This window comes from Microbacterium esteraromaticum, from assembly GCF_014084045.1.
Taxonomy (GTDB): domain Bacteria; phylum Actinomycetota; class Actinomycetes; order Actinomycetales; family Microbacteriaceae; genus Microbacterium; species Microbacterium esteraromaticum_D.
On sequence record NZ_CP043732.1, the window covers coordinates 2763390 to 2787598 of the forward strand.

General features: G+C 68.8%; 23 protein-coding genes and 1 pseudogene. 14 read left to right on the forward strand and 10 right to left on the reverse strand.

Going from position 1 to position 24209, the window contains the following annotated elements:
- Nucleotides 1-30: 30 nt before the first annotated feature.
- The 4 genes from murA to FVO59_RS13250 are packed head-to-tail and all read left to right on the forward strand — an operon-like array spanning nt 31 to nt 4263.
- Nucleotides 31-1395 (forward strand): UDP-N-acetylglucosamine 1-carboxyvinyltransferase, encoded by a 1365-nt coding sequence (gene murA, locus FVO59_RS13235; protein ID WP_182253049.1) that lies wholly within the window; start codon nt 31-33, stop codon nt 1393-1395.
- Between the two features lie 4 nt (nt 1396-1399).
- On the forward strand, nt 1400-2149 hold the full coding sequence (locus FVO59_RS13240) for a lysophospholipid acyltransferase family protein (protein ID WP_182253050.1): 750 nt from the start codon (nt 1400-1402) through the stop codon (nt 2147-2149).
- A complete protein-coding gene (locus FVO59_RS13245; RefSeq protein WP_430736298.1) occupies nt 2139-3275 on the forward strand; it encodes an NAD(P)H-dependent glycerol-3-phosphate dehydrogenase in 1137 nt (378 codons plus the stop codon). Before FVO59_RS13240 ends, FVO59_RS13245 begins: the two co-directional genes overlap by 11 nt.
- Nucleotides 3181-4263, forward strand: coding sequence for a D-alanine--D-alanine ligase family protein (locus tag FVO59_RS13250; RefSeq protein ID WP_182253051.1), 1083 nt, complete (start codon nt 3181-3183; stop codon nt 4261-4263). Before FVO59_RS13245 ends, FVO59_RS13250 begins: the two co-directional genes overlap by 95 nt.
- Nucleotides 4264-4293: 30 nt before the next feature.
- Here FVO59_RS13250 and FVO59_RS13255 read toward each other — a convergent pair whose 3' ends face one another.
- The gene (locus FVO59_RS13255) at nt 4294-4773 is read right to left on the reverse strand and encodes a DUF3515 family protein (RefSeq protein WP_182253052.1); all 480 of its coding nucleotides are present in this window, start codon (nt 4771-4773) and stop codon (nt 4294-4296) included.
- 23 nt (nt 4774-4796) lie between these two features.
- Between FVO59_RS13255 and thiL the strand changes: the two genes are divergently transcribed.
- Complete coding sequence (gene thiL, locus FVO59_RS13260) at nt 4797-5801, forward strand: thiamine-phosphate kinase (protein WP_182253053.1); 1005 nt, start codon at nt 4797-4799, stop codon at nt 5799-5801.
- On the opposite strand, the gene FVO59_RS13265 is transcribed toward thiL, so the two are convergent.
- Nucleotides 5802-6113, reverse strand: coding sequence for a hypothetical protein (locus tag FVO59_RS13265; RefSeq protein ID WP_259363242.1), 312 nt, complete (start codon nt 6111-6113; stop codon nt 5802-5804). It lies immediately after the preceding gene.
- 42 nt (nt 6114-6155) lie between these two features.
- Nucleotides 6156-6731: a 16S rRNA (guanine(966)-N(2))-methyltransferase RsmD gene (gene rsmD, locus FVO59_RS13270; RefSeq protein ID WP_182253054.1), complete on the reverse strand. Its 576-nt coding sequence runs from the start codon at nt 6729-6731 to the stop codon at nt 6156-6158.
- 55 nt (nt 6732-6786) lie between these two features.
- On the opposite strand from rsmD, the pseudogene FVO59_RS13275 reads away from it, so the two are divergent.
- From FVO59_RS13275 to mutM, 6 genes and pseudogenes are all read left to right on the forward strand, one after another.
- A pseudogene (locus FVO59_RS13275) lies at nt 6787-8957 on the forward strand (ATP-dependent DNA helicase RecG).
- A 57-nt stretch (nt 8958-9014) separates the two neighbouring features.
- Nucleotides 9015-9512, forward strand: coding sequence for a pantetheine-phosphate adenylyltransferase (gene coaD / locus FVO59_RS13280; protein WP_182253055.1), 498 nt, complete (start codon nt 9015-9017; stop codon nt 9510-9512).
- A gap of 30 nt (nt 9513-9542) precedes the next feature.
- On the forward strand, nt 9543-10091 hold the full coding sequence (locus FVO59_RS13285; RefSeq protein WP_182256829.1) for a YceD family protein: 549 nt from the start codon (nt 9543-9545) through the stop codon (nt 10089-10091).
- Between the two features lie 2 nt (nt 10092-10093).
- Nucleotides 10094-10303 (forward strand): 50S ribosomal protein L32, encoded by a 210-nt coding sequence (rpmF, locus tag FVO59_RS13290; protein ID WP_040165203.1) that lies wholly within the window; start codon nt 10094-10096, stop codon nt 10301-10303.
- An 11-nt stretch (nt 10304-10314) separates the two neighbouring features.
- Entirely contained in the window at nt 10315-11007 is a 693-nt protein-coding gene (gene rnc, locus FVO59_RS13295) for a ribonuclease III (protein ID WP_182253056.1), read from the forward strand.
- Nucleotides 11008-11013: 6 nt separating this feature from the next.
- Nucleotides 11014-11916, forward strand: coding sequence for a bifunctional DNA-formamidopyrimidine glycosylase/DNA-(apurinic or apyrimidinic site) lyase (gene mutM / locus FVO59_RS13300; RefSeq protein WP_182253057.1), 903 nt, complete (start codon nt 11014-11016; stop codon nt 11914-11916).
- A gap of 95 nt (nt 11917-12011) precedes the next feature.
- Here the strand turns inward: mutM and FVO59_RS13305 are convergent, their stop codons facing one another.
- The 7 genes from FVO59_RS13305 to FVO59_RS13335 form a co-directional block, all read right to left on the reverse strand.
- On the reverse strand, nt 12012-13223 hold the full coding sequence (locus FVO59_RS13305) for an MFS transporter (RefSeq protein ID WP_182253058.1): 1212 nt from the start codon (nt 13221-13223) through the stop codon (nt 12012-12014).
- 181 nt (nt 13224-13404) lie between these two features.
- Entirely contained in the window at nt 13405-13923 is a 519-nt protein-coding gene (locus FVO59_RS13310; protein WP_182253059.1) for a GNAT family N-acetyltransferase, read from the reverse strand.
- Between the two features lie 24 nt (nt 13924-13947).
- Nucleotides 13948-15270, reverse strand: coding sequence for an FtsX-like permease family protein (locus FVO59_RS13315; protein ID WP_182253060.1), 1323 nt, complete (start codon nt 15268-15270; stop codon nt 13948-13950).
- Nucleotides 15267-15959 (reverse strand): ABC transporter ATP-binding protein, encoded by a 693-nt coding sequence (locus FVO59_RS13320; protein ID WP_182253061.1) that lies wholly within the window; start codon nt 15957-15959, stop codon nt 15267-15269. Before FVO59_RS13320 ends, FVO59_RS13315 begins: the two co-directional genes overlap by 4 nt.
- Before the next feature lie 84 nt (nt 15960-16043).
- Nucleotides 16044-17150: a GNAT family N-acetyltransferase gene (locus FVO59_RS13325; protein ID WP_182253062.1), complete on the reverse strand. Its 1107-nt coding sequence runs from the start codon at nt 17148-17150 to the stop codon at nt 16044-16046.
- Entirely contained in the window at nt 17147-18241 is a 1095-nt protein-coding gene (locus tag FVO59_RS13330; protein WP_182253063.1) for a GNAT family N-acetyltransferase, read from the reverse strand. Before FVO59_RS13330 ends, FVO59_RS13325 begins: the two co-directional genes overlap by 4 nt.
- 12 nt (nt 18242-18253) lie before the next feature.
- The gene (locus FVO59_RS13335) at nt 18254-18538 is read right to left on the reverse strand and encodes a hypothetical protein (protein WP_182253064.1); all 285 of its coding nucleotides are present in this window, start codon (nt 18536-18538) and stop codon (nt 18254-18256) included.
- Between the two features lie 539 nt (nt 18539-19077).
- Between FVO59_RS13335 and smc the strand changes: the two genes are divergently transcribed.
- From smc to FVO59_RS13350, 3 genes are all read left to right on the forward strand, one after another.
- Complete coding sequence (gene smc, locus FVO59_RS13340) at nt 19078-22605, forward strand: chromosome segregation protein SMC (RefSeq protein ID WP_182253065.1); 3528 nt, start codon at nt 19078-19080, stop codon at nt 22603-22605.
- A 188-nt stretch (nt 22606-22793) separates the two neighbouring features.
- The gene (ftsY, locus tag FVO59_RS13345; protein ID WP_182253066.1) at nt 22794-23669 is read left to right on the forward strand and encodes a signal recognition particle-docking protein FtsY; all 876 of its coding nucleotides are present in this window, start codon (nt 22794-22796) and stop codon (nt 23667-23669) included.
- Between the two features lie 38 nt (nt 23670-23707).
- Nucleotides 23708-24208, forward strand: a complete 501-nt coding sequence (locus tag FVO59_RS13350) for a DUF2004 domain-containing protein (protein WP_182253067.1) — start codon at nt 23708-23710, stop codon at nt 24206-24208.
- Nucleotide 24209: the final 1 nt, after the last annotated feature.

Genomic DNA, 24209 nt, shown 5'->3' on the forward strand with positions numbered 1-24209 from the left:
CCGCGATGTCCCGAAGAAGATGAGGCCCGAATGACGACACCGCCGCGAGTTGCTGTAGACGACCGGGTTCCGGCCCCAGCCGGATCCGTCCTCGCGATCCGCGGCGGAAGGCCGCTGCGCGGGCGCGTCGACGTCAAGGGAGCGAAGAACCTCGCCACGAAGGCGATGGTCGCGACCCTGCTCGGCGAGACTGCGAGCACCCTGCGTGACGTGCCCGATCTCAGCGACGTCGCCGTCGTGCGCTCGCTGCTCGAGGTGCACGGCGTGACCGTCACCGAGGGCGACGAACCCGGCTCGCTCGTGCTCGACCCGAGCGAGGTCGAGTCGGCGCACTACGAGGAGATCGACGCGCACGCGGGCGCCTCGCGCATCCCCATCCTGTTCTGCGGGCCGCTGCTGCACCGACTCGGTCAGGCCTTCATCCCCGACCTCGGCGGATGCCGCATCGGCGACCGTCCCATCGACTTCCACCTCGACGCGCTGCGCAAGTTCGGGGCGATCGTCGAGAAGCAGCCCAGCGGCATCCGCCTCTCGGCCCCCAACGGCCTCAAGGGCGCGAACATCCACCTGCCCTACCCGAGCGTCGGGGCGACCGAGCAGGTGCTGCTGACCGCTGTGCGGGCCAAGGGCGTCACCGAGCTGCGCAACGCGGCGATCGAGCCGGAGATCATGGATCTCATCGCCGTGCTGCAGAAGATGGGCGCGATCATCTCGTACGAGCCCAACCGCGTGATCCTCATCGAAGGTGTGGACTCGCTGCGCGGCTACGACCACCGGGCGATCTTCGATCGCAACGAGGCCGCGTCGTGGGCGTGCGCCGCACTGGCCACCGACGGCGAGATCTTCGTCGCCGGGGCCAAGCAGCAGGAGATGCTCACGTTCCTGAACGTGTTCCGCAAGGCCGGCGGCTGGTTCGACGTGCAGGAGGACGGCATCCTCTTCCGCCGCGAGGGCGAGCTCAAGCCCGTTATCGTCGAGACCGATGTGCATCCCGGGTTCATGACGGACTGGCAGCAGCCGCTCATCGTGGCGCTGACTCAGGCCGCCGGTCGTTCGATCGTGCACGAGACCGTCTACGAGAACCGGTTCGGCTTCACCCAGGCGCTTGTCAAGATGGGCGCCGACATCGAGGTGCACCCGCATGGTCTGCAGGACGGACCGCGCCGCGTGCCGCGCCGTGAGCTCGAGCAGGCCGCCGTCATCACCGGCCCGACGCCGCTGCACGCGGCAGACATCGTCGTCCCCGATCTGCGCGGCGGCTACAGCCACGTCATCGCCGCGCTGACCGCGGAGGGCGAGTCGCAGGTCTCGGGCATCGACATCCTCAGCCGCGGGTACGAGAAGTTCCTCGACAAGCTGAGCGCCCTCGGCGCGGACTTCGACGTCGTCCGGTGAGCTGATGGCCGCCTCTGAACGGAGCCGTCCCAGCCTCTTTTGGCCTCTGGCGGCGATCGTCATCCCGCTCGTGTCATTGCTGGCGAAGATCACTGTGATCGACGCCGAGAAGCTGCCGCGCAGGGGTGCGTTCGTCCTCGCTCCGAATCACTACTCCGAGTTCGACCCGCTGATCGTCGCAATCGCGGTGTACCGCACCGGACGGCTGCCTCGATTCATGGCGAAGGACAGCCTGTTCCGGATCCCGGTGCTCGGCTGGGTGCTGCGCAGGACCGGGATGATCCCCGTCGCCCGCGCCTCGTCGGCCTCGGCGGCGAAGCAGACGCTCACCCAGTCTCGGGAGCTGGTCGAGAACGGCCGCGGCGTCATCGTCTACCCCGAGGGAACCCTCACCCGGGATCCCGAGATGTGGCCCATGCGCGGCAAGTCCGGTGCGGTGCGGCTCGCCCTGATGGGCGACATCCCGCTGATCCCGATGGCCCAGTGGGGCACGCAGGCGATCATGGGGCGGTATCAGAAGGGCCTCAGCCTCTGGCCGCTGCGCAAGCCGGTGCGGGTGCTGATCGGCGACCCGGTGGATCTCTCCGATCTGCGCGGCCGCGCCGGCGACCCCGGTGTGCTGAACACCGCGACGGAGCGCCTGATGGCCGCCATCACGGCGCTGCTCGAGGAGCTGCGCGACGAGAAGGCCCCCGAGAAACGCTGGAACCCGGCCGACCACGGTCAGAAGGAGACGGGTCGCCTTGATTCATAAGCGCACGCCCCAGCCCTCGGGGACCCGCGTCGCCGTCGTGGGGGCCGGCAGCTGGGGGACCACCTTCGGCAAGATCCTGTCGGACGGCGGCGCCCAGGTCACGATGTGGGCCCGCCGGCCCGAGCTCGCCCACGAGATCGACGAGGCGAAGCGCAACTCGAAGTACCTGCCCGGCATCAACCTGCCGCGCACCATGCGGGCCACTCACGAGCTCGCTCACGCCCTCGACGGCGCCGAGCAGGTCTACCTCTCGGTGCCCAGTCAGACCCTGCGCGAGAACCTGAAGGCGCTGCGTCCGCTGCTCGCCGGCCGCGACATCCCGATCATCAGCCTGATGAAGGGCGTCGAGCGGTCGTCCGGCCTGCGCATGAGCCAGGTGATCGAGCAGGAGCTGCGGTGCGACCCTGATCGCATCGCGGTGGCATCCGGACCCAATCTCGCGCTCGAGATCGCGCGCGAGCAGCCCACCGCGGCGGTGATCGCCTCCCGCAGCCAGGAGACGGCGGATGCCGTGGCGCGCACCGCCCGTAACCGCTACTTCCGCTCGTTCGTGAACACCGACGTCATCGGCACCGAGTTCGGCGGCGTGCTGAAGAACCTCATCGCCGTGGCGATCGGCATCGTCGACGGCGTCGGGTACGGCGAGAACACGAAGGCGTCGATCATCACGCGCGGACTGGTCGAGATGACCGACTTCGCCGTGGCCAACGGCGCTCGCCCCGAGACGCTCCAGGGTCTGGCGGGCCTCGGCGACCTCATCGCGACCTGCCAGTCACCACTGAGCCGCAACAACACGGCGGGGCGTCTGCTCGGTCAGGGCTACAGCTTCCACGATGTCGTGAAGCAGATGAATCAGACCGCAGAAGGCCTCGCCTCGGTGGCTCCCATTCTTCAGCTCGCGAGCGAGTCCGAAGTGCACATGCCCATCGTGGAGCAGGTGAAGATGGTGCTCGACGGGCGCATGGATCCCCGCGACATCGCCCCGCACCTGACCACCGACGACGACACTCCTCAGGAGGAGATGACCAATCATGGACAAGCAGACGGTGGTGGTGCTCTTCGGCGGGCGTTCCAGCGAGCATTCGATCAGCTCCGCAACGGCGGGCGGGGTGCTGGCGGCGATTGACCGCGACAGGTACGACGTCATCCCCGTCGGGATCACCCGTGAGGGCGCATTCGTGCTCGAGCAGGATGACCCTGCGAGGTTCGCGCTGGACGCGTCGAACATGCCCGAGGTGATCGACAACGGCACCCGAATCCAGTGGCCCGATGCCGGCGGCGATCGGGTGCTCCGTGTCGTCGCCCCCGACGGGTCGACGGTGGATCTCGGCGTCGTCGACGTCGTCCTTCCGATCCTGCACGGCACCCACGGCGAGGACGGCACCATTCAGGGTTTCTTCGACATCCTCGAGATCCCGTACGCCGGCGGCGGGGTGCTGGATTCCGCGCTGTGCATGGACAAGCACTTCATGAAGGTCGCGCTCGAGGCCGACGGGATCGCGGTCTCGCCGTGGGTCACCGTTCGCCAGCGCGCCTGGCAGCAGGACTCCGCGCCGCTGCGCGCCGCCATCGCCGAACTCGGGCTCCCGCTGTTCGTGAAGCCGGCCCGCGCCGGCTCCAGCGTCGGCGTCTCGAAAGTCGCCGACCTGGGCGAGCTCGACGCCGCACTCGCGGTCGCTTTCGCGGAAGACGAGAAGGTGCTTGTCGAGACCGGCATCGTCGGTCGCGAGATCGAGGTCGCGATCCTCGAGACCGCTGACGGCGTGCGCGCGTCGCTGCCGGGCGAGATCGTGCTCACCTCGCGCGGCTTCTACGACTTCGAAGGCAAGTACCTCGGCGGGGACGGGGTCGACGTGGTCTGCCCCGCGGCGATGTCGGATGCCGAGATCGCGTCCGTTCAGCAGATCGGGATGCGTGCGTTCGAGGCGGTCGACGGCAAGGGCCTGGCCCGTGTCGACGTGTTCGTCACCGCACAGGGCGAGATCATCGTCAACGAGCTGAACACGATGCCGGGGTTCACTCCGATCTCGATGTTCCCGAAGTGCTGGATCGCGTCCGGGCTGAGCTATGGCGACCTGATCACCGAGCTCGTCGAGGGCGGACTGCGCCGCTGAGGACCTGCGACGCTGAATTCGCAGAGCCTGCTACTCGGGCAGCTCGTCCGGCGCCGTGCACGCGCTCTCGGCGTCGATCATCCGCACACCCGAGACGATGCCGGGGCTCGTCAGCACCTGATTGGCGCTGACGACCTCGGTGTCGACGAACACCTGCACCGCGGGATCGCGGCCGTAGGTCGTCATGCGCATCCTCGGTGCGTCTGACTCGTCGACGAGCCAGTCGATGCCTTCGAGAGTGACGCACTGCAATTCGGCGGTCGGGCCGGGCACCGTCACACCGCAGGTGAGGATCACACTGGTCTGTCCGTCCGAGCCGTAGGCACCCGTCGCCTGGGCGTCTGTCCATCGGCGATCCTGCTCGGCCACGCTCTGCGGCAGGCGCACGGTGACCTCGGCGCACTCCGGGTTGTTCGCGTCATCGGCGGGGGTGAGAGCCACGGTGGTCGAGCACCCGGTGAGAGCGAGCATCGCCGCCGCGGAGGTGATCAGGGCGAGACGGCGGAGCATGATTCCAGGCTACCGTTGTCGGCATGGCATCCGGTTCCGACGACGACCCTCGAATCGGCGACCTCTCGGAGGGACAGGTGCTCCGCGCGATCCTCGCGCGAACCGCCCCGGCCTCTCACGCCGTGCTCGGCCCTGGCGATGACGCCGCCGTCGTCGCGGCTCCCTCGGGGTCTGTCGTCGTGACCGCCGACACGCTGGTCGAGGGGCCGGACTTCCGTCTCGCCTGGTCGACCGGGTACGACCTGGGCTGGAAGTCCGCAGCGGTGAACCTCTCCGACATCGCGGCGATGGGCGCCGTGCCGACGGCCCTTCTCGTCTCGCTCGCGGTGCCCGCCGATACGCGCCTGTCTTTCATCGAGGCCATGGCCGACGGCTTCCGCGAGTGCTGCGCTCAGCTCGCGCCCGGATGCTCGGTGGTCGGCGGCGACCTCACGGTCTCCGATCTGCTCATGATCGCCGTCACGGCTCTGGGCGATCTGGGTGGGCGAACCGCAGTCACTCGTGCGGGTGCGCGGCCAGGAGACGTCGTCGCCGTTGCCGGGGAGCTCGGCGTCGCAGCAGCCGGACTCGGACTGCTGTTCGGGCGGTTCCGCGAGGGCACGACTCCGGTGACGGTCGATCGGTCGGCTCTGGATGCTGTGCAGCAGCATGCCCTGGACCGACAGCTGCGCCCGCTGCCGCCGCTGCGCCTCGGGACGGTGGCAGCGGATGCCGGCGCCACCGCCATGATGGACCTCTCCGACGGCCTCGCGCTGGACGCCTCGCGTCTGGCGGATGCCTCGAACGTGACGATCGCGCTGTCAGGCCCAGCGGTGGACGCGGTGGCCTTCGGCGGCGACCGCGGCCGAGCACTGGGCGGGGGAGAGGACCACGGACTGCTGGCGACCTTTCCTCCGGGGGTGCTGCCTGGCGGCTTCGCGCGCCTGGGCACCGTGACGGCGCGCTCCCACGCGTCTGTGCTCGTCGACGGGCGACCGGTCGAGCACTCCGGCTGGGACCCCTACCGGGACTGGGACCACAGCCGCTGATCACGTCACGAGATGCCGGATGAAGAAGCGGATGGCATCGTCACCGGCGAACGCGGGCACTCCGGTGTGTCCGCCCATGTTGGCGTACAGGGTCTTCTCCGACGACGCGAACGCATCGAAGAGATCCAGCGCCATCTGACGATCGTTGCCCTCGTCGTCCCACTGCAGCAGCACATGCAGCGGGATCGTCACGTGGCGCGCCTCATCCATCGTCGCTCGGGGGACGAAGCTGCCCGCGAAGAGCCCGGCGGCGGCGATGCGCGTGTCGATTGCCGCCCCGTCATCGTGAGTGGTGGAGGAGGTGAAGCGCATGTCGGGCACGCTACTCCGTGAGAGGCCTCCGCGGGATGCTGCTCACGTGCCCAGGCGATCGGGTTCAGCCCACCAGACCCGGGTGTCGCCGTATGCCTTCTCGCGAAGCAGCACGAGGCCGGCCGCATCGAGGTCGGGCGGGGACGCCCGCTTGCCCCGCTCGATGACCACCACGGCGTCCGGTGAGAGCAGCGCAGCGAGGGCAGTCAGGTCGGCCGTCATCGCCGCATCGTCGAGGTCGTAGGGCGGATCCGTGAACACGAGATCGAACTCGCCCCGTGCGCGTGACAGAAAGGGGCGCACCGCGCTCTGATGCACCTTCGCCGCGGGCACGACCCCCATCGCCTTGGCGACCACTCCCGCGTTGCGTCCGGCGACCGTCGCCGCCGAGCGCGAGATCTCCACGAGGTCGACCCGCGCGGCGCCGCGGCTCCAGGCCTCCAGTCCCAGTGCGCCGCTGCCGGCATACAGATCGAGCACCCGGGCGCCGTCGATGGCATCCATCGACTCCAGCGCGCCGAACAGCGACTCGCGCACCCGGTCGCTGGTGGGGCGGGTGCCTGCCCCCGGCACGTCCAGGCGTGCGCCGCGCGCGGCGCCGGCGATGATCCTCGTCACCCGATCACGATACGACACGGCGGTCGATGTCCCCGTCTCTCCCTAGACTCGGAGCATGCCCCTCGAGCTCGACACGCCGCTGACGACCGCCGTCGGCACGTCCACGGCCAAGACACTCGACAAGGCGTTCGGCATGACGACGGTGGCCGAGCTGCTCGGGCACTATCCCCGTCGATACGCCGACCGGGGTGAGCTGACGCCGATCCTCGAGCTTCCGATCGGCGAGACGGTCACGATCGTCGGCGAGGTGGTGTCGGCGACGGCGCGCGAGATGCGCAACCGTCGCGGTGCGATGCTCGAGGTCGTCATCGGCGACGGTGTCGGGCAGATGTCGCTGACCTTCTTCGCGAAGAACCTCGGTCAGGCCGAATGGCGCAAGAAGGAGCTGTCGGTCGGGCGCCGGGGGATCTTCTCGGGCAAGGTCGGCATGTTCAAGGACCGAGTGCAGTTCGCGCATCCCGACTACCAGCTCTTCGACGACACCGAGAGCGCGTACCGGCAGGCTGATGCGCTGCAGGATGTGCCGATACCGATCTACCCGGCCACCTCCGCGATGCAGAGCTGGCAGATCGCCAAGGTGATCGGCGCTGTGCTCGATCAGGTCGGCGACATCCCCGACCCGCTCTCTGAGGGGATCCGCGCTCGGGAGGGTCTGCTGACCGCGCGGCAGGCGATCGAGTCGATCCACCGGCCCCAGCGCCGAGCAGACATCGATCCAGCGGTGCGCACACTGCGCATGCACGAGGCTCTCGTGCTGCAGACCGCGCTGCTGCAGCAGCGGATCCAGGTGCGATCGCTCACGGCGACCCCGCGCACGGCGCGCCCCGGGGGCTGCTCGAGCGGTTCGACGCGACGCTGCCCTTCACGCTCACACCCGACCAGCAGCGCGTCGGGGCCGAGGTCGCCTCGGATCTCGCAGCCGACCGTCCGATGAACAGGCTCATCCAAGGCGAGGTCGGCTCGGGCAAGACCCTCGTCGCACTGCGGGCGATGCTGCAGACGGCCGAGTCCGGGGGACAGGCAGCGCTCATCGCCCCGACCGAGGTGCTCGCCGCGCAGCACCTCCGCTCGATCACCAAGATGCTCGGCCCCGACATGGCGGCCGAGCTCATGCCCACTCTGCTGACCGGCCAGATGTCCGCGCCGGCACGGAGAAAAGCGGCGCTGCGCGTGGCATCCGGTCAGTCGCTGATCGTCATCGGCACGCACGCCCTGCTGTCCGAGAAGACGACCTTCGCCGATCTCGCGCTCGTCGTCGTCGACGAGCAGCACCGGTTCGGTGTCGAGCAGCGCGAGATGCTGCGCGCCAAGGGCACTGCGCCGCACGCGATCGTGCTGACGGCGACGCCGATTCCTCGCACCGTCGCGATGACGGTCTTCGGCGACCTCGACACCTCCGTGATCCGGTCGATGCCCGCGGGGCGCGCCGGGATCAAGACGCATGTCGCGCCGCTCGCCGAGCATCCGGAATGGTTCCAGCGGGTGTGGGCGCGCGCGTCCGAGGAGATCGCCGATGGGCGGCAGGTGTTCGCGGTGTGCGCGGCGATCGACACGACGAAGGACTCGGCTGAGTCCGGCGACGAGCCGCCGCCCGACGTCGAGGGCAAGGGCCCCCGGTGGGGAGTGGTGCAGCTTGACGAGCTGCTGGCGACGCATCCCGTGCTCGGCGGGGTGCGACGAGCGGTGCTGCACGGGAAGATGCCGTCGGACGAGAAAGATGCCGTCATGCGTGCCGTCGCGCGCGGCGAGATCGATCTGCTCATCGCGACCACGGTGATCGAGGTCGGCGTGGATGTGCCGAACGCGTCGACGATGGTGATCATGGACGCTGATCGATTCGGTGTCTCGCAGCTGCATCAGCTGCGCGGGCGCGTCGGCCGAGGCGAGCATCCGGGCCTCTGCCTGCTCGTGACAGAGGCTGAAGGAGGATCGCTCGCCCGCGAGCGGGTAGAAGCGGTCGCCGCGACCCTCGACGGCTTCGAACTCGCCGAGGTCGATCTCGAGCTGCGCGGCGAGGGCGACGTGCTGGGTGCCGCGCAGGCCGGCGTCAAGTCATCGCTTCGCCTGCTGCGGGTCGTCAAAGACGCGGGACTCATCGCGTACGCGCGAGACATCGCGGCTGACATCCTTAAGGACGACCCCACGCTGCGCGAGCACTCTGGACTCCGAGTCGCGATCGCGGGACGGGTGAGCGAGTCCGACCGGGCGGCGCTCAGCAAGAACTGACGAAGCGGTGCCCTAGGCTGAGAGCGTGCCTGTACTGAGCGAACGGAGTGAGGCGAAGTGAATTCTCGGATCGCCGTCGTCCCCGGATCCTTCGACCCGCCCACGCTGGGCCACCTCGACGTGATCGCGCGCGCCGCCCGGCTGTACGACGAGCTGCACGTGCTGGTGGTGCACAACCCCGGCAAGGAGGCGATGCTGCCGATCGCGCAGCGTCTGAGCCTGCTGGAGCAGTCGATCGCCGAAGCGGGGGTCGAGGGGCACATCATCGTCGGCTCCTGGAGCATGGGCCTGCTGGTCGACTACGCGCGCGACGTCGACGCCGGGGTGCTGGTCAAGGGCATCCGCTCGCAGGTGGACGTCGCCTACGAGTCGCCGATGGCGATCGTCAACCGCCACCTCGCCGACATCGAGACGGTCTTCCTGCTGCCCGATCCGTCGCACGCCATGGTGTCGAGCTCGCTGGTGCGCCAGGTCGCAGCCCTCGGAGGCGACGTCTCGCCGTTCGTGCCGCCCGTGGTCGCCTCGTTCCTCGACACCGGAGCCCGCGGTCTCTGAGCCGGGTAGCATGGCGGGGTGAAATCCCGAGTGAACGGCCCCTTCTTCCTCCCCGTCCGCGACATCGTCCGGAAGCCCGGAGAGATGCGCGAGCACCGTTTCAAGGTGACACTCCCCGAGAAGTGGGGTGAGGGCATCGTCACCGTCGAAGCCGGCGAGACGCTCGATCTCGACGTGCGCCTCGAGTCCGTCCACGAGGGGATCCTCGTGTCGGGAACGGCTGATTCCGAGTACTCCGGAGTATGCGGTCGCTGCCTCACAGACATCTCTGCGCCTGTCGAAGTCGAGTTCCAGGAGCTTTTCGCGTATCCTGGTGAGGAAGAAACTGACTTCGAAGTTCAAGACGACCACGTGGATCTTGAAACTCTGGTCAGGGATGCGATCGTGTTGTCGCTTCCATTTCAGCCGGTGTGTCAGCCGGACTGCCCGGGTCTCGACCCGAACACGGGCGAGAGGCTGACCGAGAGCGCCGGTGCAGAGAGCCCCGCTCCCATCGATCCTCGGTGGAGCGCGCTCCGACAGATCACAGACCAGGACGGTGCGGCAGAGAGCCGCTCCGCCGAGAAAGAAGAGAGCTAGTCATGGCTGGTAACCCCCCGAAGCGCAAGGTCTCCCGTTCGAACACCCGCTCGCGCCGTGCGCAGTGGAAGGCCGAGGCTCCCGCGCTCGTCAAGACCGTCGAGAACGGCAAGGTCGTCTACAGCCGTCCGCACCAGGCGAAGGTCGTCACCGACTCGCAGGGCACCGAGCTGTTCCTCGAGTACAAGGGCCGCAAGGTCGCCGACATCTGATCGGATCGGTCATGACCGAGATTCTCGCGGGGCGAGCCTCGCTGATCGAGAAGCTCGGCGTCGACATCGATCCTGAGCTGCTGGAGCGGGCGCTCACGCACCGCTCCTACGCTTACGAGCACGGCGGCATCCCGAACAACGAGCGTCTCGAGTTCCTCGGGGACTCGGTGCTCGGCCTCGCCGTGACCGTCATGCTCTTCACCACGCATCCCGACCTCGACGAGGGCGAACTGGCAAAGAGGCGCGCGAGCGTCGTCTCGACCGTCGCCCTCGCCGAGGTCGCTCGCGGTATCGGGCTCGGTGCGCATCTGCGCCTCGGGCGAGGTGAGGAGCAGACCGGCGGACGCGACAAGGACTCGATCCTCGCCGACACCATGGAGGCCGTCTTCGGGGCGACCTTCCTCTCGGCAGGACCGGATGCCGCGACAGAGCTCGTGCTGAGGCTGACCGAGCCGCTGCTCGCAGACCCTGAGCGCTACGGTGCGGCGATGGATCCGAAGACGAGTCTGCAGGAGCTGGCTGCACGTCTGGGATCGACCCCGCCGATCTACTCCGTCGAATCGGCCGGCCCCGACCACGACCGCGTCTTCACGGCGACCGTGCGGGTCGGTGAGGTTGCGTGCACCGGCGTCGGCACGAGCAAGAAGACCGCCGAGATGGCTGCAGCGCTCACCGCGTGGCGGCTGCTCAGCGACCGGGTCTGATCCCGCGTGCCCGAGCTTCCCGAGGTCGAGGTCGTCCGTCACGGACTCGCCCCCGCCGTCACCGGCGCCCGGGTGCTCTCGGTCGACGTGCTCGACGAGCGCGCCCTCACCAGGCATCCGCTCGACGCAGCCGACTTCGTCGGCCGGCTCGAAGGACGCGACGTGCACGCCGCCGCTCGGCGCGGCAAGTTCCTGTGGCTTCCGCTCGCGGAGCGCGCCGGCGAGCCGGAGGCGCTCGTCGCTCACCTCGGCATGAGCGGGCAGATGCTGCTGCGCGATCCGGATGCCCCGCTCGAGCGCCACGAGCGCGTGCGGCTGCGCATCGAGCATCCGCAGCACGGCCTCCTCGCCGTGGTCTTCGCGGATCAGCGGACCTTCGGCTCACTGGCCGTCGACCGACTGCTGCCCACCGCGGATGCCGCCTCCGGCGGCTACGGCATCGACGACCCGCTCGTGCCGTCTCAGGTCATGCACATCGCCCGCGACCCGCTCGACCCGGCCTTCGACGAGCGCGATGTGATCGCACGGATCCGGCGCCGCTCGAGCGCCGTCAAGCGGATCCTGCTCGACCAGTCCCTGGTGAGCGGCATCGGCAACATCTACGCCGACGAGTCGCTGTGGGCCGCGCGCATCCACCCCGAGACCCACGGCACGGCCCTGTCCGTTCAGGCGCTGCGACGGCTGCTTGCCGAGGTGCGCCTCGTGCTCGAGAAGGCGCTCGCAGAGGGCGGAACGAGCTTCGACGCGCAGTACGTCAACGTCAACGGGCAGGCCGGTTACTTCGCGCACTCGCTGAATGTGTACGGCCGCGGGGGAGAGGCGTGCCCGCGGTGCGGGGGTGCGATCCGTCGCGAGGCGTTCATGAATCGGTCGAGCCACTACTGCCCGCGCTGCCAGCGTCCACGCTGAGCGTCGGATCAGCCAGCAGCCGCGCCGAGTGGTGAGCGAAGCCCGGCAGAGCAGAGCAGTGTGGAGCGCTCCCGAGACCGAGAGCGCTCCACAGCCTACTTCCCGGCCTCGCCAGCGTACGCGTTCAGCACGCTGGCGATCAGGAGCAGAACGGCTGCTGCTCCTGCCGTCCATATCATCGCGGTCGGTGCGCCGGCGAGTTGCAACCCGACGCCGATGACTGCGCTTCCTGCCGCCGAGCCGAGATTGTGGCCCGTGTTCACCCACGTCGTCGCCGAATTCTGACGGTGGTCGCCTCCCATCGTCCCGGCTGCCATGTATCCGACGATCATGATCGGCGAGAAGAACAGCCCGGCGACAGCGAGGACGGCCGCCACCGCGACAGCTCCGGATACGAACGCGAGGGTCGCGAGCACCGAGGCCATCAGCAGTACGAGCGCTGCGAGCTGACGGAACGGGCTGCCGGGCATTCGCATCCGTCCGAAGAGCAGTCCTCCGACCGCGCTGCCTCCGGCGAAGCACCCGAGCGCGACGCCAGCGGCTGTCGAGCCGCCATCACCTGACAGCATCTTCGGCACCGCGACGCTGATCGCCCCTGACAGGCCGCCTGCCGTCAGCACCGGAAGGACGATCGAGACGAATCGCAGCTCGAGGATGAGCGGGCGTTCACTCCGATCGTCCGGCTCGGTCCTCGGCTTCGCGCCCATCGCGCCGACCGCCGGCGTCGCGACGAAGAGCAGCCCGCCGACGAGCACCATCGCTGCCGGACCGAGCAGCACGGCACCGGGGCTCGCGAAGGCCAGCGAAAGCCCGGCGATGGCCGGGCCGCCGAGGTAGAGCAGCTCCTCGACGACGGCGTCCAGACTCATCGCCCGTTTGAGAGGCTCGCCCTCAGGAGCGAGCGACTGCCACGCCACCCGCATGGTGGGCCCGAGCGGGGGAGCGACCGACCCCGCCGCTGCGCTGAGCACCAGGAGCAGGACGCCTCCAGAGGCCGTCAGCGCTGCGATCGCGATCGACGTGAGCGCCATCGCGAACAGGATCACAAGGGTCGCGATGACTCTTCGTGCACCGAAGTGATCGAGAAGCCACGCGCGAACCGGGGCGAGAAAGCCGGCCCCGGCGCCATAGAGTGCGATCGCGAGACCGGCTTGGGCGATCGACCCGGTCGCGTCGGTGACGGCATAGAGCAGCGGCAGGAAGACGAGCGCGTAGGCCGCCCGTCCGATCAGTGAGGTTCCGAACGTCAGGGGAACCCGGGGAAGTGCAAGCACGTCGACGTAACGTGCATCCGAAATGGAAAGCATAGCAGAAATACCTCATGCTGAAGAGCACGCCGGGGCGTGCTGATGAATGTGGATCGGAGCTGAGAAGCGACGCCGAACGTCGCCGCTGCCGATCAATCACGGGCATGAAGCATGGCCATAGTCTATGCGCCCCGTCTTCGACGATGATCGGGGCGTGCAGCGCTCGACGCTGAGCGTCGGATCACGCCTGCTGTCGGTCGATCGCGAATGCCAGGTGCGGCATGTCGACGCCGCGATAGTGCTTGACGAAGCGCCCGCGAACGGTCATGCCGAGCCGGATGGCGACGTTCATCGAGGCGATGTTGGTGTCGCGCACCTGAGCCCACACGCGATCGGCGCCGAGCAGCGTGAAGGCGCGGTCACGAGATGCGGCAGCAGCTTCGACCGCATATCCGCGGTGCCAGTGCGCGCGATTGAACAGGTAGCCGACCTCGATCACGTCCTCGTCGAGGATGTGCTGCCTGGTCAGCCCGCACTGGCCGATCATCTCACCCGTCTCGCGCAGGACGACTGCCCACATCCCGAATCCGTCGTCGCGATAGCGATCGCGCATACGGGTGAACCACGCCTGCACCATGTCGTCGTCGAAGGCGCCCTCGTACGCCGTCATGGTCTCGGCGTCCTGCAGGATGGCGCACAATGCCGGCATGTCGTCGTCGGTCATCTCGCGCAGGTCGAGACGCGGGGTGCGCAGGATCATCCGCTCAGTCTGCCAGTGCGATGCTCACGCGGCGGCGAAGGCGCTCCGAAGCAGTGGTCTGGTCGCGAGGGTGCTGAGCCACACGGTCAGGATGCCCGTGGCCAGCACTGCGCCGATCGTCAGCAGCGACAGGGGCGCGATGATCAGCGTCATCCCGAGCAGCGGGAACACGACGACCCCCGCGCACACCGCCGATCCCACCGCAGTGAGCAGCAGTGGCGACATGATCGCCCGCCTGCGCGCCGAGTCCACGGTGCTCATCGGCATGCCGAGGTGATGCAGGCTGCGATGCAGCACGCGCTGGTCGAGCACGTCGGACGCCTGCGTCACGCCGACCGATGCGGCGACCATCAGGAATGACGCGATGAGCGTGATGATCAGTCCCGTGCGCATGTCGATGATGAGCTGCACATCGGCTGAGGCCGCGTCGGAGGTGCTCATGACATTCATGAGCGAGACGCCGGTGCCGGCGAATACAGCCATGAAGCTCGCCATGGCGATTCCGCCGACCTGACGCCACGCCGCTTTCGGATCATCGAGCACCGTGCGCGCCGCCAGGAGACGGACGGCGCTCGTCGCGCGCTTCGCCTGTCGTGCGGATGCCACCTTCAGCGCCCATGGCCCGACCACGTTCAAGACGGCGAGAGCGCCGCCGAACAGCGCGGCGAGCACGACCGCCACCGACACCGTGCCGGCGAGCGACGGGACGAGCTGGGCGAGTGCGAATGCAGAGGCGAGCAGCACGACAGCGATCACTGCGCGCAGCCAGTGGGCACCGGACGCCTGGGCGCGCATGCGCACGCCGAGTGGCGAGAGGACGACCCGCCGCAGACCCAGCACCGCGCTGACGGCCGCGAGCATCAGCGCGGCCGTCGCCAGACCGATGATCGCGAGCGGTGCGAGCATGACGGCAGAGGCTCCGAGCGGTGCTCCCCGGAAGGGGATCAGGCCGATGGCGGGCACGACTGCGAGATACCCGAGCACGCCGACCACGACACCGGCGAGCGCGATGAGAGTGGACTCGACCACCGTCAGCGCGCCCACTCCGGTCGGCGTGACCCCGAGCAGTCGCAGAGTCGAGAGCCGCTCGTCGCGACGTCTCGCCGAGAGTCGGGCGGCTGCCCCGCCGAGTGATGCCAGCGGCATGACGAGGAGCACCAGTGCGACGGCAGCAAGCACCTGGTAGATCATCGCGTAGTCGTCTTCCCACGACCAGAAGGACTGGGCGCCGCCGACGACGATGAGCACGAGAGCGGTGACGATCGCGAATGCGGTGGCGGGGATGGCGACGGTCGCCGCGGTCCCAGGAGCGGGGCGCAGCAGCATCCGGATCACGCCGGCGTTCATGCCTGCACCTCGGCCACGATCGCGCCATCGCGCATCGACAGCGTTCGGGAGCAGCGCTCGGCCACCTGCGGATCGTGGGTCACGACCACGAGAGTGCGCCCCTGGCCCGTCGTCGACCAGAGCAGGGCATCCATCACCTCACTCGAGGTGTGCGAATCGAGGGCGCCCGTCGGCTCATCGGCGAAGATGAGCTCGGCCCCGGTCACCTGGGCGCGGGCGATCGCCACGCGCTGAGCCTGGCCGCCGGAGAGCTCGCCGATCCGACGCTCCTCCATGCCTGCGAGACCGAGCGAGTGCAGCCATCGCGCGGCGTGGGTCGTGGCCTCCTGGCGCTTCATGCCGTTGATCATCAGAGCCAGTGCGACGTTCTCGATCGCGGTGAGCTCGGGGATCAGCAGACCCTGCTGGAAGACGAACCCGAAGCGCTCGCGGCGCAGCTTCGATCGCGATGTCTCGCTCTGAGCGGTGACGTCGACGGCCCCGCCCGATGCCGGCCGGAACGACACGCTCCCGGAGTCGGGGCTCACGATGCCCGCGAGCACATGAAGCAGAGTCGTCTTACCCGAGCCGGACGCGCCCATGATGGCGAGCGACTCGCCGCGGGCCACCTCGACGTCCACGCCGGCCAGGGCGCGGGTGGTGCCATAGGTCTTGGTCAGCATCTGGGCGGAGAGCACGGAATCGATCATGATTCCAGCATCCGGCGCGACGAGCCAGCCCGTCGTCGCACCGGAGGATGATCCCGCTTGACCGGGATCATCCTCCGGGATGATTCACGACAGCTTCTTCTGCCACGCCCCCGCGTACGAGGCCGGCCGGAAGCCCATGGCCTCGTTGATGTCGAGCATCGGGCGGTTCTCCTCGGCGTTGAACGTGGTGATGCGCGGCGACTGCGGTGCGATACCGCGCCAGCGCAGGATGTTCGCGCACTTCACGATCTGCCCGAGCCTGTGGCCGCGGTGCTCCTTCAGCACGAGCGTGCAGTACTGGTGTGTCACCCCCGTCGGGTCAGCCCCGATGACCAGCTCGTTGAACGCCGCGAGGGTCCCCGTCGGCACGTGCTCGACCGCGGCGACCGATACGGTCTGACCGCCGTCGACGAAGCGAGCATCGCGCCGGGCGATGCGATCGGCATCCCAGATCTCCTCGTCGACCTCGAGATCGCCGCTCGGCGCGTCGGTCGACATCCGCGACAGTGCCCATGCGTAGCCGGAGCGCAGCGCGGGCGGAGTCGGGATCGTCCACTCGACCAGACGGTAGTCGTCACCGGCGACCGCCAGCGCGTCGGCGAGCATCCGCTCGATCGGCGACGGATCGGCCTGCAGGTCGAAGGCGCTGTTGCGCTCGACCTGCTCGAGCACGAAGCCGTCGTCGGCGAGCAGCTGCGCGTGCGGGGTGCGGGTGGCGCGACCCCACCCGGTCTTCGGCACGAAGGTATCCGCATCCGGATCGGGCCGGTGCAGGGTCCACGCCTGGATCACCCTGCGGCCGAGCGCCCGCACCTCGGCCTCCGCGGCGGCGAGCAGCGCCGTCTCGATCCCGCGGCCCCAGTTCTCGGGCAGCACCATCAGGTCGAACTCTGCGCTGGTCGGCTCTGCGGTCGCGTGACTCACCGTCACGGCACCGACGATCGCACCCGCTTCGCGGGCGAGAAGCGTGAGGTGCACTTCGTCCGTGCTCTCGCGCCAGTGCGGCAGCATCTCCTCGGCGCTGCGTGCGAAGTCGTCCAGGCCCGTGTCGCTCAGGCAGATCGCGTTGTTCAGGGCGACGAAGGCGTGGAAGTCAGCCGCCTCAGGGGCGTCCAGCGTCTCCGGCACGCTCAGCGCGGAGATCTCCAGTCCGGTTGACGTGCTCACGGCGGTCGTCAGGGTCGTGCTCATGCGAGGTCCTTCCTCCAGGCGCCTTCGTAGGCGATCGGGGTGAAGCCGATGGCTTCGTTGATGGAGAGCATCGGCCGGTTCTCCTCGGCGTTGTAGGTGGTCACCCGTGGTGAGGCGGGGTGACGTTCGCGCCATGCGAGCAGCCCTGCGGTCTTCACGAGCATTCCGAGCCGGTGCCCTCGGTGCTCGGAGAGCACGAGAGTGTCCCATTGATGAGAGCCGGCCGTCGGGACGTCGCCGATCGCGAGTTCGTTGAAGGCCGCCAGCTCTCCGGTCGTGATGTGCAGCGCCGCTGTGACCAGCATCGACCAGCCGCGCTGGATGATGCGGGAGTCCTGGCGGCGCACGCGCTCGGCGTCCCAGACCTCCTCGGGCATGCCGAGGTCCCCGTCCGGCACGTCGGTCGACATGCGCGACTTCATCCATGCGTACCCGTCGATGTGCTCATCGGGAGTGGGGATCATCCACTGGATGACGCGATATCCATGGGCATGCGCGGCAGCGTCGTCGCGCAGGCGGGTGAGATGGTGGGCGAGTTCGTCGTCCCAGTGCAGTGCGCTGCCCCGAACGATCTGCTCGAGTCGGAAGCCCTTGCGCTGCAGGAAGCGCGCCGATCGGTCGGCTGGTGCCGATCCGAAGCCGGTGGGGGACTCGATCCGCGGCAGGGGAGCGTCGGCGTCGTGGTGTTCCGACCAGTTGAGCAGCTTGCGCACACCGGCATCCCGCGCGATTCTCTCGATCTCTGCGTAGGCGGCCGATCCGATCCCACGGCTCCACGCGCGACGGAGCAGGGCGACGGTGATGAACGCGGTCTCGCCGCCGTCGTCCTGCAGGATGTCGAGCGCGCAGCGCCCCACTGTGTCGCCGTCGAGTTCGATCGCCCAGTGACGTCGATCTCTATCGGGAGTGGACGAGAGCGTCGACAGCAGCTCCGACGCGGTGAGGCAGTCATCGTCGCGACCGGTGGTCTCGACGAGCAGCTCGTTGCGTACGGCGGCATAGGCCTGGACCGCGGGGGACGGCCCTGCGTCCGCTCGGGCGGGAAGCTCGAGCGGACGCAGGGTCGCGTCGGCGGGAAGCGTGATGGTCATCATCTGCGCCTTTCAGAGCATGTTGCGCTGCAGGCCCCAGACCAGCAGATTGATCGCCTCGGTCTCGCGGAGCGGCCGGCGATCGAGATCCGGCGTCGGCGAGGGGTACTTCTCGTCTCGAACTCGGGTGCTGCGCTGCAGCAGCCAGAGTCCGACGCGGAAGGTGAGCCGGTCGGCGAGCGTCAGACGCTCGAGGCCGTCTCGGTCGGGGATGCTGAGGATCTGACGACCCTCGGTATCCGGCGGGTGGATGGATGCGGATTGCTGCCGGTCATCGGTCAGCAGAACGGTGCTCACGATGTGTGCGCTTTCTGTAGGGATGGCTGGGCCCCGTCCCCGCCGTGGACGGCGACGAACGACGCCCGGGGACGCAGCATCGAGGAGGCCCTCGACCGGGACGGTGTCCGGTCGAGACGTCAGGATGCTGACGGGCGAGGCCCGCGGAGCGGGCGGAGGTCTGCTGCCAGGAGGACAGCGACGGCGATCATCGATCGGACGCGGGAAGGCGTCCGTGAAATCGGGAGAGGCGGTGTGGTTCTAGCCCTGAGAGCGGGCGAAGGTCACCGAGGCGGCGGTGTATGGCGCGCGCACGGGCGACGTGGTCTCGAACCAGGCGTCGATCTTCGTGATCATCATCGGTGACCTCCTCTCTTGTGATCGGACGCCACGCTAGTGAATCCTCACCGCGTACGTCAAGCTCTTCCTCCCGCATCGGCGTGTCGCGGTCGGATCCGCGCGGCGCGTCGAACAGCTCGAATGCGGCGCGGAATCCGCGCGTCACCTCGTGATTCCGGTAGCGTCTGACCCGTGAACACCCTGACCACGAAGGCGCCGGCATGCATCTGAAGAGCCTGACGCTGAAAGGGTTCAAATCGTTCGCGCAGCCCACTTCGTTCGTGTTCGAGCCTGGCGTCACCTGCATCGTCGGGCCGAACGGATCGGGCAAGTCGAACGTGGTCGACGCCCTCGCCTGGGTGATGGGCGAGCAGGGGGCGAAGACCCTTCGGGGCGGGAAGATGGAGGACGTCATCTTCGCGGGCACATCCACCCGTGGCCCGCTCGGTCGCGCCGAGGTGCAGCTGACGATCGACAACAGCGACGGCGCTCTGCCCATCGACTACGCCGAGGTGACGATCAGCCGCACGCTGTTCCGCAACGGCTCCAGCGAATACGCCATCAACGGCTCCAGCTGCCGGCTGCTCGATGTGCAGGAGCTGCTCAGCGACTCGGGCCTCGGCCGCGAGATGCACGTCATCGTCGGCCAGGGCCGCCTCGACACCGTGCTTCAGGCGTCACCAGAGGACCGCCGCGGCTTCATCGAGGAAGCCGCAGGCATCCTCAAGCACCGGCGGCGCAAGGAGAAGACGGTGCGCAAGCTCGAGGCGATGGAGACGAACCTCACGCGTCTCAGCGATCTCGCCGGCGAGATCCGTCGCCAGCTGAAGCCCCTCGGGCGGCAGGCGGAGATCGCGCGCGAGGCGCAGACGATCGCCGCGGTCGTCCGCGACGCCAAGGCCAGACTGTTCGCCGACGATGTCGTCGCGCTGCGCAGCGCCCTCGCCGACCACACGCGCACCGAGCACGAACGGCACACCGAGCGGCTCGTGCTGTCGGAGCAGGCCGAAGGGGTGCGTGCGGGCATCCAGCGGCTCGAACAGCAGCAGAACTCGGCGGCCGTCGACCGGGCCCGGAGCATCGCTTTCGCACTCGAGCAGGCGCAGGAGCGCATGCGCAGCCTGTACACCCTCGCGAACCAGCGTCTGGCGCTGCTCGGCAGCGAGGACGACGACGCCGTGACGACAATCACCGTCACGCAGGACACGATCGACGAAGCCTCCGACGAGATCACCCGCATCTCGGAGGGACTGGGCGACGCGCAGGACGCCGCCGTCGCTGCGAGTCGCGAAGTCGTGAACGCCCGCGCCGAGCTCGACACGCTCGATGTCGACATCGCCGAGCAGAGCGCGCTCGTCTCGCAGTACGACATGCGGCTCAGCGCGCTGCGCGGCAACGCGGATGCCGCGGCCTCCGCGCTGGCGGCCGTTCGCGGCGCCGTGCTGCGGCAGGAGCAGGCGCTCGAATCGGCACACCAGCGTCGCCGAGAGGCAGCCGAGGCGCTCGAGGCAATCGACGATGCGCACGCACCGGAAGGATCGGCCGCAGAGTACGCGGCGGCATACGACGAGGCGCAGAAGGAGGTCACCTCCGCGGAGGCCGAGCGCGATTCGCTGCGCGAAAGCCTGCACGAGGCGGAGCGCGAGGCCGATTCGCTCATGGCGAAAGCGGCCGCGCTCACCAGCGCCCTGTCGCTGTCGGGCGGCGCTGCCGAGATCGTGGCATCCGGAGGGTCGGGGGTGCGAGGGCTGGTCGGCGATTCGGTGCAGGTGCGCGCAGGGTTCGAGGCCGCGATCGCGGCTGTTCTCGGACCGCTTGCCGAGGGTGTGCTCGTCGACGATGCCGACCGGGCGTTCATCCTCGTGGCCGAAGGCACGCGGGGAACCGTCGACTTCGTCATCGCCGAGGGCACGGTCGCACCCTCGGCCGTCATGCCCGACGTCACAGGTGTCGTTCCGGCGGAGGATGTGGTGGATGCCCCGCATGGCGTGCGCTCGCTGCTGTCCGCTGTGCTGATCGCCGACGACCTCGACGCTGCGCGCGCGGCGCGTTGCGCGCTCGACGTGATGGGTGACGACCGCGTCACCGTCGTCACGAAGGGCGGCGAGGTCGTCACGGCGCACACGCTCCGCGCCGGCTCCGGCGAGACGTCTCGGCTCGAACTGGCGGCGGAGCGCGATGCGGCATCCGAACGTCTTGCCGAGGTGCGGCGAGTCGTCGAGGCGCTGCGCGAGAAGCGTGTCGAGGCCAATGACCGGGTCGAGACGGCGCGGCGCGTCTCGAAGGACGCCCTGCGCGCTCTGCGCGAGCACGACGCGGCGCTGGCCAACCATGCCGAGCAGCTGAACCGGGTGACCGTGCGGCACGAGGCCGCGGTTGCCGAGTGCGAACGACTCGAGACCGGTCTCGCCCAGGCGCAGTCGGCTGTGGCGGACGCCGAGATGAAGGCGACGGCGGCGAAGGACGAGCTGCTCTCGGCCGAGGCCGAACCCCGTCCTGTGCTCGACGCCTCCGCCCGTGACGGGCTGCTCGACACGCTCGAGTCGGCACGCGAGGAGGAGGTTCGCGCGCGGCTCGAGATCGAGACGCTGCGCGAGCGGGTGCGCGCGGCGCAGGCGCGTGTGGTGGCCCTCGAACGTCAGCGCGAGCAGGAGCGGGATGCTGCCGCCGAGGCGGCCCGACGGGCGGTGATCCGCCGTGCTCAACGGGCGGCTGCGTCCGCCGTCGCCGAGGAGCTGCCTCGCGTGCTGGATTCGATCGACCGTTCGGTGAGCGAGGCTCGGGTGGCCCTCGCGGCCGCAGAGGCCGAGCGGTCCGCGCACAACGAGGAGCTGGTCGCCCTTCGCAAGCAGGAGAGCACTCTCCGCGATCGCCTCGCGGGGCTCACAGAGAGCGTCCACGGGCTCGAGCTGCAGATCCACGAGAAGAAGCTGCACCTGGGCAGCCTGCTCGACCGGGTCGCGTCGGAGCTCGCGCTCGACGAAGATATTCTCATTGCGGAATATGGACCTGATCAGCTCGTCCCGCGCGATCCGGGCGCGGATGCCGACGATGAGGGCGACGCCGCGGACATCCCGTTCGATCGGCGGATCCAGGAGCGACGGCTGAAGGAGGCCGAGCGCAAGCTCGCGCAGCTCGGCCGGGTGAATCCGCTCGCCCTGGAGGAGTTCGCGGCGCTCGAGCAGCGGCACGCGTTCCTCACCGAGCAGCTCGCCGACCTCACGAAGACCCGGCAGGACCTGCTCACGATCATCGCCGAGCTCGACGAGCGCATGCAGTCGATCTTCGCCGCCGCCTTCGAAGACACCAGGCAGGCGTTCGGCGAGGTCTTCCCCCTGCTGTTCCCCGGCGGGTCAGGCAGCATCTCGTTGACCAACCCCGATGACATGCTGACCACCGGCATCGAGGTCGCCGTGCGACCCGTCGGCAAGAAGATCGAGAGGCTCTCGCTGCTCTCGGGTGGTGAGCGATCCCTCGCCGCCGTCGCCCTTCTCGTGGCCATCTTCAAGGCGAGGCCCAGCCCCTTCTACATCCTCGACGAGGTCGAGGCCGCGCTCGACGATGCCAACCTGGGCCGTCTGCTCACCGTCTTCGAGCAGCTGCGCGAGAGCTCGCAGCTGCTGGTCATCACGCACCAGAAGCGAACCATGGAGATAGCCGACGCGCTCTACGGCGTCTCGATGCGGCAGGACGGCGTCTCAGCTGTGGTCGGTCAGCGCGTGGGCGACCGCGCGGCGGCATCCGCCTGACCTGCTCACAGACCGTCGTTCATCGTCCCGCGCCGATGTCGGGAACCTCAGACCATTCGGCCGTGCCACGGCGTGTCTCGACACGTCGAGGCTCGCCACGCCGCACTCGTCTGACGTTTCCGACAAGAGGGGACGCGCTGTGGACGTGCACGCGTCGGATGCTCATCCGGTCATCGTAGGCTGGAGGCATGGCGGAGAAGTCCTGGTCCCTCGGTCGTGCGCTGCGCGGCATGTTCGTCAAGCCCACGATCGACGAGACGACGTGGGAGGACCTCGAGACGGCGCTGATCACCGCCGACTTCGGCCCGGATATCACCGAGCAGCTGCTCGACGAACTGCACGAGAAGGTCGACCGGTACCGCACGACCGATCCTCGTGACCTGCAGCGCATGCTTCGCGAGACGCTCGAGGAGCGCTTCGCGAAGTTCGACACCACACTCAAGCTCACTGAGCGCCCGGCCGTGGTGCTCGTCGTCGGCGTGAACGGGGTCGGCAAGACCACCACCATCGGCAAGTTCACGAAGTTCCTTCGCGGCTACGAGCGAAGCGTCGTCGTGGGCGCGGCCGACACATTCCGTGCAGCCGCGGTGGAGCAGCTTGCGACCTGGGCCCAGCGCGGGGGAGCGGCCATCGTGCGCCCCCAGCACGAGGGTCAGGACCCGGCGTCCGTCGCCTTCCAGACCGTCGAGTACGCGAAGAACCAGGGCATCGAGATCGCCATCATCGACACGGCGGGGCGGCTGCACACCAAGAGCGGCCTGATGGACGAGCTGTCGAAGGTGCGCCGTGTCGTGGAGAAGCAGGCGCCGGTCAGCGAGGTGCTTCTCGTGCTGGACGCGACGACGGGCCAGAACGGGGTGATGCAGGCGGAGTCCTTCCTGCAGCATGCGGGGGTGACAGGCCTGGTCATCACCAAGCTCGACGGGTCGGCGAAGGGCGGCTTCGTGCTCGCCGTGCAGGAGCGAACCGGCATCCCCGTGAAGCTCCTCGGTCAGGGCGAGGGCATAGACGACCTCACCGGCTTCACGCCGCACGTGTTCGTGTCGTCGCTTGTCGGCGCGTAGGACTACCGTCGCGGCGGAGAGGCTGGTTTCATAGCGATATGGCGATCGAACACGACTATTTCGGGGTCCTCTCCTCGGGGCCGGACGGCGCCATCTTCTGGACCGAGCGGGTCGATTTCGGCGACCAGTCGGTCACCGTCGATCTGACCGCGCCCGACCAGGACGACGTGTCGATCGCCGCTCTGGACGTCGCCGCCGCGCTGATCGCGGGGCTCGAGGACCTGGATGCCACGGTGCGTGGTGCCATGCTGACGGAGGTGGACGACCGCACCAGCGAGGTGACCGAGTACATCCTTCAGCAGCAGGAGGCGTTCGGGGACGATCTCGAGGACGTGCTCGTCGACGTCAGCGGAGACGCCGCGGTCGACATCATCCGGTCGCTCCGGCTGTCGAGCATGACGATCCTCGCCGACGAGCACGGCGGCTCCGAGCCGTTCGCGGTGCTCGAGTACGCCCTTGATGCCGACGAGACCGACGAGGTGCTGCTGGTCAACCTGGCATCCGACGGCTCGGTGCAGTCGGTCACCAGCGCTGACTAGC